The organism is Streptomyces sp. 142MFCol3.1 (genome assembly GCF_000424945.1).
In the GTDB taxonomy this organism is placed as follows: Bacteria; Actinomycetota; Actinomycetes; order Streptomycetales; family Streptomycetaceae; genus Streptomyces; species Streptomyces siamensis.
On sequence record NZ_AUKV01000078.1, the window covers coordinates 1 to 7,265 of the forward strand.

Annotated in this window: 8 protein-coding genes; 5 read left to right on the forward strand and 3 right to left on the reverse strand. The window is 73.5% G+C overall.

The annotated features are described in order from the left end of the window. Positions 1-794: thiamine pyrophosphate-dependent enzyme (locus H305_RS0143255; RefSeq protein ID WP_028805892.1), on the forward strand; the 794-nt coding region annotated here is incomplete at its 5' end. A 31-nt stretch (positions 795-825) separates the two neighbouring features. Here the strand turns inward: H305_RS0143255 and H305_RS0143260 are convergent. Beyond that, positions 826-1,230: a winged helix-turn-helix transcriptional regulator gene (locus H305_RS0143260; protein WP_028805893.1), complete on the reverse strand. Its 405-nt coding sequence runs from the start codon at positions 1,228-1,230 to the stop codon at positions 826-828. 88 nt (positions 1,231-1,318) lie between these two features. Between H305_RS0143260 and H305_RS0143265 the strand changes: the two genes are divergently transcribed. From H305_RS0143265 to H305_RS0143280, 4 genes are all read left to right on the forward strand, one after another. After that, a complete protein-coding gene (locus tag H305_RS0143265) occupies positions 1,319-2,176 on the forward strand; it encodes an SDR family oxidoreductase (protein WP_028805894.1) in 858 nt (285 codons plus the stop codon). Positions 2,177-2,323: 147 nt separating this feature from the next. Next, the gene (gene rarD, locus H305_RS49065; protein ID WP_051371622.1) at positions 2,324-3,376 is read left to right on the forward strand and encodes an EamA family transporter RarD; all 1,053 of its coding nucleotides are present in this window, start codon (positions 2,324-2,326) and stop codon (positions 3,374-3,376) included. 82 nt (positions 3,377-3,458) lie between these two features. Continuing rightward, a complete protein-coding gene (locus tag H305_RS0143275; protein ID WP_028805895.1) occupies positions 3,459-3,926 on the forward strand; it encodes a VOC family protein in 468 nt (155 codons plus the stop codon). Between the two features lie 151 nt (positions 3,927-4,077). Continuing rightward, on the forward strand, positions 4,078-5,025 hold the full coding sequence (locus H305_RS0143280) for a M28 family metallopeptidase (RefSeq protein WP_028805896.1): 948 nt from the start codon (positions 4,078-4,080) through the stop codon (positions 5,023-5,025). Between the two features lie 13 nt (positions 5,026-5,038). On the opposite strand, the gene H305_RS49070 is transcribed toward H305_RS0143280, so the two are convergent. Together H305_RS49070 and H305_RS55605 are read right to left on the reverse strand one after the other, a co-directional pair. Next, positions 5,039-5,485 carry a hypothetical protein gene (locus H305_RS49070; RefSeq protein ID WP_051371623.1) on the reverse strand — a complete coding sequence of 149 codons (447 nt, stop codon included), beginning with the start codon at positions 5,483-5,485 and terminating at the stop codon, positions 5,039-5,041. Between the two features lie 235 nt (positions 5,486-5,720). After that, on the reverse strand, positions 5,721-6,896 hold the full coding sequence (locus H305_RS55605; RefSeq protein WP_234021456.1) for a tetratricopeptide repeat protein: 1,176 nt from the start codon (positions 6,894-6,896) through the stop codon (positions 5,721-5,723). Between the last annotated feature and the right edge of the window lie 369 nt (positions 6,897-7,265).

A 7,265-nucleotide genomic window follows, 5' to 3' on the forward strand; every position in this document is an offset into this window, starting at 1 on the left:
TCGCCACCGGACTCGCCTCCTCCCGCCGCGACCTGTCCGTCTGGGTCGTCACCGGCGACGGCGACGCCCTCTCCATCGGCGGCAACCACCTCATCCACGCCCTGCGCCGCAACGTCAACCTCAAGATCCTGCTCTTCAACAACCGCATCTACGGCCTCACCAAAGGCCAGTACAGCCCCACCAGCGAAATCGGCAAGATCACCAAATCCACCCCCATGGGCTCCCTCGACGCCCCCTTCAACCCCGTCTCCCTCGCCCTCGGAGCCGAAGCCTCCTTCGTCGCCCGCACCATCGACTCCGACCGCAAACACCTCACCGACGTCCTGCGCCAGGCCGCCGCCCACCCCGGCACCGCCCTCGTCGAGATCTACCAGAACTGCAACATCTTCAACGACGGCGCCTTCGACGCCCTCAAGGACCAGCAACAGGCCCAGGAAGCCGTCATCCGCCTCGAACACGGCCGGCCCATCCGCTTCGGCACCGACAACACCCGCGGCGTCATCCGCAACCCCCACACCGGCGACCTGGACATCGTCACCGTCACCCCCGACAACGAAGCCGACATCCTCGTCCACGACGCCCACTCCCCCTCCCCCACCACCGCCTTCGCCCTCTCCCGCCTCGCCGACCCCCACACCCTGCACCACACCCCCATCGGCGTCCTGCGCGCCGTCGACCGCCCCGTCTACGACACCCAGATGGCCGACCAGCTCGACACCGCCATCGAACAGAACGGCAAGGGCGACCTCGCCACACTTCTCGCCGGCGGGGACACCTGGACCGTCGTCGGCTGAGACGCGGCCGCCGCGCGGTGGGTCATGCCCTTCACGAGGCCCGGGAGCTCGCCTCCCGGGCCTCGTCGTAGGTGCGGCGGGCCTGCTCCACGTCGCCCATGCGCTCCGTGGTCCACGACGCGAGGGCCTTCACCTGCACCGCGGCCTCACGCCCCAGGTCGGTGAGCGAGTAGTCGACGCGCGGCGGGATGACCGGTTTGGCGTCGCGGTGGACCAGCCCGTCGCGCTCCAGCGTCTGCAGGGTCTGCGTCAGCATCTTCTCGCTGACCCGCCCGATCGCGCGGCGCAGCTCGCTGAAGCGGAACGGGCGCTCCAGGAGCTCGATCAGGACGAGGACGCCCCAGCGGCTGGTGACGTGCTCCAGCACCAGGCGATAGGGGCACATCGCCTCGCCGACGGTGTACTTGTTCTCTGCTGCTCCGGTACTTACTGCCATGCCAGTACCTTACTTGAAAGTTGGTACTTTCGCAGAGTTAGTGCACCCCCTAGGGTGAGTGTCAGACCACCCCACAAGGAGTTCACTCATGAGCATCGTCGTCACCGGAGCCACCGGACACCTCGGCCGTCACGTCATCGACGGCCTGCTGGAGAAGGTCCCGGCGTCCGAGATCGTGGCCGTCGTCCGCAGCGAGGAGAAGGCCACCGACCTCGCCGCCCGCGGCGTCGAGCTGCGCGTGGCCGACTACAGCGTGCCCGAGACCCTGAAGGGCGCCTTCGCCGCCGGCGACAGGGTGCTGCTGATCTCCGGCAACGCGGTCGGGCAGCGCATCCCGCAGCACACCGCCGTGATCGACGCCGCGAAGGATGCCGGGGTCGCGCAGCTCGCGTACACCGGTGTGCTGGGCGGGCCGGCGGCCGACTTCGAGCTGGCGGACGACCACAAGGGCACCGAGCAGGCGATCCTCGACTCCGGCCTGCCGTACACCTTCCTGCGCAACGGCTGGTACCACGAGAACTACACCGAGAACCTCGCCCCGGTGCTGGAGCACGACGCCGTCGTCGCCTCCGCCGGCGAGGGCCGCATCGCCTCCGCGTCCCGTGCCGACTACGCGGCGGCGGCGGTCGCCGTGCTGACCGGCGAGGGGCACGAGAACAAGACGTACGAGCTGAGCGGCGACACGGCATGGAGCCTGGCCGAGTACGCGGCCGAGCTGAGTGCCCAGACGGGCCGGGAGATCGTGTACAACAACGTGCCCGGCGAGGTGCTGCAGGGCATTCTCACCGGCGCGGGTCTGCCCGAGCCGTTCGCGGCGATCCTCGTGGACGTCGACGCGGCCGTGGAGCGCGGGCTGCTCGCCGGAACCAGCGGCGACCTGTCCCGCCTCATCGGCCGCCCGACCACCCCGCTCGCCGAGTCGATCAAGGCGGCGCTGAAGGGCTGAACCCCGCGTCCCCGGGGTCCCGTCGCCGCCACCCCTGCCTGTCATGACCGTATGGCGATACGGGCATGACACGCAGGGGTCCTCGGCGCTACCTTCTTCGAGGCTTCCGCCGCACGAGAGCGGCGGTCACACGAGAAGGAGGCAGCGGTGGCCGCGACGTCGAAGAGCGAGCAGCGCGTAGGTCTGCTGAACGGCTTCGCGGCGTACGGCATGTGGGGGCTCGTCCCCCTCTTCTGGCCGTTGCTGAAGCCCGCCGGGGCGGTCGAGATCCTCGCCCACCGGATGGTCTGGTCCCTCGGCGTGGTCGGCATCGCGCTGCTGGTCATGCGGCGCTGGGCCTGGGCGGGCGAACTGCTGCGGCAGCCGCGCAGGCTGGGTCTGATCACCATCGCCGCGGCCGTCATCACGGTCAACTGGGGCGTCTACATCTGGGCGGTCAACAGCGGACACGTGGTCGAGGCGTCGCTCGGCTACTTCATCAACCCGCTCGTCACCATCGCGATGGGCGTCCTCATCCTCAAGGAACGGCTGCGGCCCGTGCAGTGGGCGGCCGTCGGCGTCGGCTTCAGCGCGGTCCTCGTGCTCACCATCGGCTACGGCCGGCCGCCGTGGATCTCCCTCTGTCTCGCTTTCTCCTTCGCCACCTACGGTCTGGTGAAGAAGAAGGTCAACCTCGGCGGCATCGAGTCGCTCGCCGCCGAGACCGCGATCCAGTTCCTGCCCGCGGTGGCCTACCTGGTGTGGCTGGGCTCCCGGGGAGACGCGACCTTCGCCGCCCAGGGCGGCGGGCACGCCCTGCTGCTCGCCGCGACCGGCGTGGTGACGGCGCTCCCCCTCGTCTGCTTCGGGGCGGCGGCGATCCGCGTGCCGCTGTCGACGCTGGGCCTGTTGCAGTACCTCGCACCGGTCTTCCAGTTCCTGCTCGGCATCCTCTACTTCCACGAGGCCATGCCGCCCGAGCGCTGGGCCGGGTTCGCGCTGGTCTGGCTCGCGCTGTCGCTGCTCACCTTCGACGCGCTGCGCACCGCGCGGCGGGCGGCCCGCCAGCTGCGGAACGCCGGCCGCCCCTCGCCGGCCGAGGTCGCCGAGGCCGCGGAGATCGCCGTGGGGACCGAGGTCGTCACCGGCGCGGACGCCGTCGTGAGCCCCGGCACCGCCCCGGACGCCGGCACGGTCACCGCCCCGCGCGAGCACGCGTAGGGGGTGCCGCTCGGGCACCGCGTCGTCCGGCCGCGGGACCGGTTCGGCGGCCCGGCCCCCGAACCGCCGGCCGACTGGCAGGATGCCCGCCATGACGCCCACTCCTCTGCACTGGAAACTCGTCGTCGACGCCTCCGACCCGCACGCCCAGGCCGACTTCTGGGCCGCCGCGCTCCACTACCGGGCCGAGGACAACAGCGCGCTGGTGGAACGGCTGCTGAACATCGGCGCGCTGCCGGCCGAGGCCACCGTCGACTTCCACGGCCGCGCGGCCTTCCGGGACCTGATCGCCGTGCGCCATCCGGACGACCCGTACGACGAGGACAGCGGCACCGGTCTCGGCCGGCGGCTGCTCTTCCAGCGCGTGCCGGAGGCCAAGACCGTCAAGAACCGGCTCCATCTCGATCTGCACCCGGCGCCGGGAGAGCGCGCGGCCGAGGTCGAGCGGCTGACGGAGCTGGGGGCGAGCGTGCTGCGGCACACGAAGGAACCGGCCGGCGAGTGGGTGGTGATGGCCGACCCGGAGGGGAACGAGTTCTGCGTGCACTAGGGGGACACACGCGGGGCCCGTGACTTCGGACGCGCGGCACCGCGGCGTTCCGGTATGCGGACGGGGGTGACCGGATTCCGCTCTTGACGGAGCGTCAGCCTCACCCCCACCATCGGGCTCCCCACTCACTGCGGAATTCGGAGCCCCCCACATGAAGCTCTCCGTTCCCGGACGTGCCGTCGCCGCTGCCGTCGTGGCGGCCACCACCCTCCTCACCACCGGTTCCATAGCCGGCGCGGCACCCGTGTCCCCCGCCGCGGCCGCCGCCCCCGACCTCCCCGTCGCCAACGTCAAGGCGCACCTCGCGCAGTTGCAGTCCATCGCCACCGCCAACGGCGGCAACCGGGCGCACGGCCGCACCGGTTACAAGGCGTCCATCGACTACGTGAAGGCGAAGCTGGACGCGGCCGGGTTCACCACGACCCTCCAGCAGTTCACCTCGTCCGGACGCACCGGCTACAACCTGATCGCCGACTGGCCCGGCGGCGACTCCAATCAGGTCGTCATGACCGGATCCCACCTGGACAGCGTGACCGCGGGGCCCGGCATCAACGACAACGGGTCCGGGTCCGCGGCCGTCCTGGAGACGGCGCTCGCCGTGTCCCGCGCGCAGTACAAGCCCACCAAACACCTCCGGTTCGCCTGGTGGGGCGCCGAGGAGCTCGGCATGGTCGGCTCCCGGTACTACGTCAACAACCTCTCCTCCGCGAACCGCTCGAAGATCAGCGGCTATCTGAACTTCGACATGATCGGCTCCCCGAACCCCGGCTACTTCGTCTACGACGACGACCCCGCCATCGAGAAGACCTTCAAGGACTACTTCACGGGCCTGGGCATCGCGACCGAGCCGGAGACCGAGGGCGACGGCCGCTCCGACCACGCCCCCTTCAAAAACGCCGGCATCCCGGTCGGCGGCCTCTTCAGCGGCGCCGACTACGTCAAGACGACGGCTCAGGCCACGAAGTGGGGCGGTACGGCGGGCCGGCCGTTCGACCGCTGCTACCACTCCTCCTGCGACACGACGTCGAACATCGACGACACCGCGCTGGACCGCAACGGCGACGCCCTCGCCCATGCGGTGTGGGCGCTGTCGTCCTAGGCAGGCATCCCGGTCAGCGCCGCGGCCCCGGCGGCGGCGCGGCCGGTGGCCGTGCCGGGGCCGCCACGGGGGTCACCAACCTCGCCGCGGGCGCCTTTCGGCCCAACTCCCGCACTGCATCGGTACGTTCCGCAGTGAGCGCGTGGGCGGCGGCCGGCGTGGAGACCGAACGCATTCTGGCGGCGACCACCGCCGGTACGCGCCCGCCGAGGGCGACGTCGGCCGCGACGCGCGAGCGCAGGGCGCCGACCCGGGCCAGGTGATGCTGCAACTCGCCCGCGCCGAGCGACTCGACGTGGACGTCGACCGCGGCCCGTACGGCGGCCGGGGGCGTCGGGATCGGGGCTGCGCCCCGCGGTCCCGCGGGCGTCGCCGAGCGATCGGTGCGGCCCCGCCTTCCGGCGCCGCCCGGCGTGAGTGTGCGCCAACTCATGGTGCCGGTCAGCTCGTTGACGGTCACCTCGGTACGCGGGACCGGGTCGCCGACCTGTGGGGCGCGGGCACCCGGGCGGCCCGGCCGCGTTCGCGGCCGAGGGGAGCGGCGGCGGGCCGCGGCGGCCCGGTCCGCCCCGGCACCCGGCTCCCCGGCGCGGGACGCCCCGAGCCCGGCGACCCCGGCTCCGGACGCGCCGGCCGCGCCCGCGCCGGGCCGGTCCCCTCCTCGCCCCGCGGGACCGCGCCGTGCGCCCCGGCCGTCACTGACCATGGGCCCGAGGCGTCTGCGCGTAGGGGTTGTCGGCCATGACACGGGCGCGCTCGGACAGGCGGCCCATGCGGGTACGCGCCGACTCGAGCTGCTCGATGTCCTCGGCGGCGGGACCGCCGTCGGCCGCGAGCTCCGCCCACACGCCGATCAGGTCACGTCCCAGGTGCAGACCCTGCAGCGGGTCACGGACGGCGCGCCAGGCCGCCGCCGCGCTCTGCACGTTGCCGTACGCGGCGCGCGGGTCGCGGTGGCGCCGGCGGACCTGCGCCAGGTCCAGCGACAGGTGGAAGGACCGGAGCGCGTCACCCGCCAAGTAGGCGATGTACGCGGTCAGTTCGCGCAGTTTCAGCACCTCGGGGTGCTCCTGGCCGAGCGAGTGCGACGCCTCCGCGACGGCCTGTTCCGCCATGCCCGCGGCCGCCTCGATCCGGCCCATCTTCACGGCCTCGTTGATCCGTGCCACGGGCTCCTGGAGGACCTGCGGCGAGCCGTCGCCCTCCGGCGCCTGGTCGAGCACGGCCTCTGCGACGGCGTCGAAGCCGCGCACGGGAGCGGGCTTCGGCTCCGGCTCGGGATCCGCGTCCAGCAGGGGCGCGGACTCGGTGGCGGCCTTGCGTGCGGGTGCGGGCTCGGACACCGGTGCCGGCCCGAACTCCCCCGTCGGCGCGGCCACCGCACCGGCGGCCGACTCGGGCACGGCACGCAGTACGTGCGTCGCCGCGCTCCCCGGCAGCGGCTTCGGCTCCGGCACGGCACGCAGCACGAACGTCGCGGGCGTGGGCCCCTCCGCGACGGGCTGCGGCGCGGGGGCCGGAGCAGGCGCGGGGGCCGGCTCGGAGCGCAGCACGGCAGCGGGCGACTGCACGGGAGCGGCCTGCGGCTCCGGCACGGCAGTCGCCCGCGGCCCGGACCCGTGCTCGGACTCCGACGCGCGGACCGGCTGCGACGCGGGCCCGGACTCCGCCACGGCAGGCGCGGGCTGCGCGACGGGAGCGGACGCGGGAGCCCCTTCCGGGGCGGGGACGGCCGCGGGCGGCACGTCCGGCTCGGGCCGCTGCGGCTGCTGCACGGGCCTGAACTCCTGTGTGACAGGCAGGGACACCGGTGCCGTCTCGGGCAGCGGACGCAGCGCGGACTGCGGGTCCCGCAGGGGCGCGGGCGCCACCTCGGAATGCGGCTGCGGCGCGGACGCCGGAGCGGGCTCGGTCCCGGAAGCCGCACCCGACTCGGGCCGCACGACCGCGGCGGGCCGCTGCTGCGGCTCCGGCGCAGGCGCGGCGGCAGGGGCAGGGGCAGGTGTCGGCTCCGGCGCACGGAGCGGCTCCGGCACGGCGACCGGCCCCGGTGCAGGCCCGAACTCCGGCCGCGACGCCGGCGCGTGCTCGGGTTCCCGCACAGGGGCGGGACCGGCCGCGGACGACACGTCCGGCTCGGGCCGAAGCACCGCCGCGGGCCGCTGCTGCGGCTCCGGCCCGGGCTGCGGCTCCGGCGCGGCGACCGGCCGCGGCGCAGGCGCGAACTCCGGCGCACCGGG

Coding starts and splice junctions, on each gene's coding strand:
- H305_RS0143260 (WP_028805893.1), bottom strand. CDS start 1,230: ATGGCAGTAAGTACCGGAGCAGCAGAGAACAAGTACACCGTCGGCGAG.
- H305_RS0143265 (WP_028805894.1), top strand. CDS start 1,319: ATGAGCATCGTCGTCACCGGAGCCACCGGACACCTCGGCCGTCACGTC.
- H305_RS0143275 (WP_028805895.1), top strand. CDS start 3,459: ATGCCCGCCATGACGCCCACTCCTCTGCACTGGAAACTCGTCGTCGAC.
- H305_RS0143280 (WP_028805896.1), top strand. CDS start 4,078: ATGAAGCTCTCCGTTCCCGGACGTGCCGTCGCCGCTGCCGTCGTGGCG.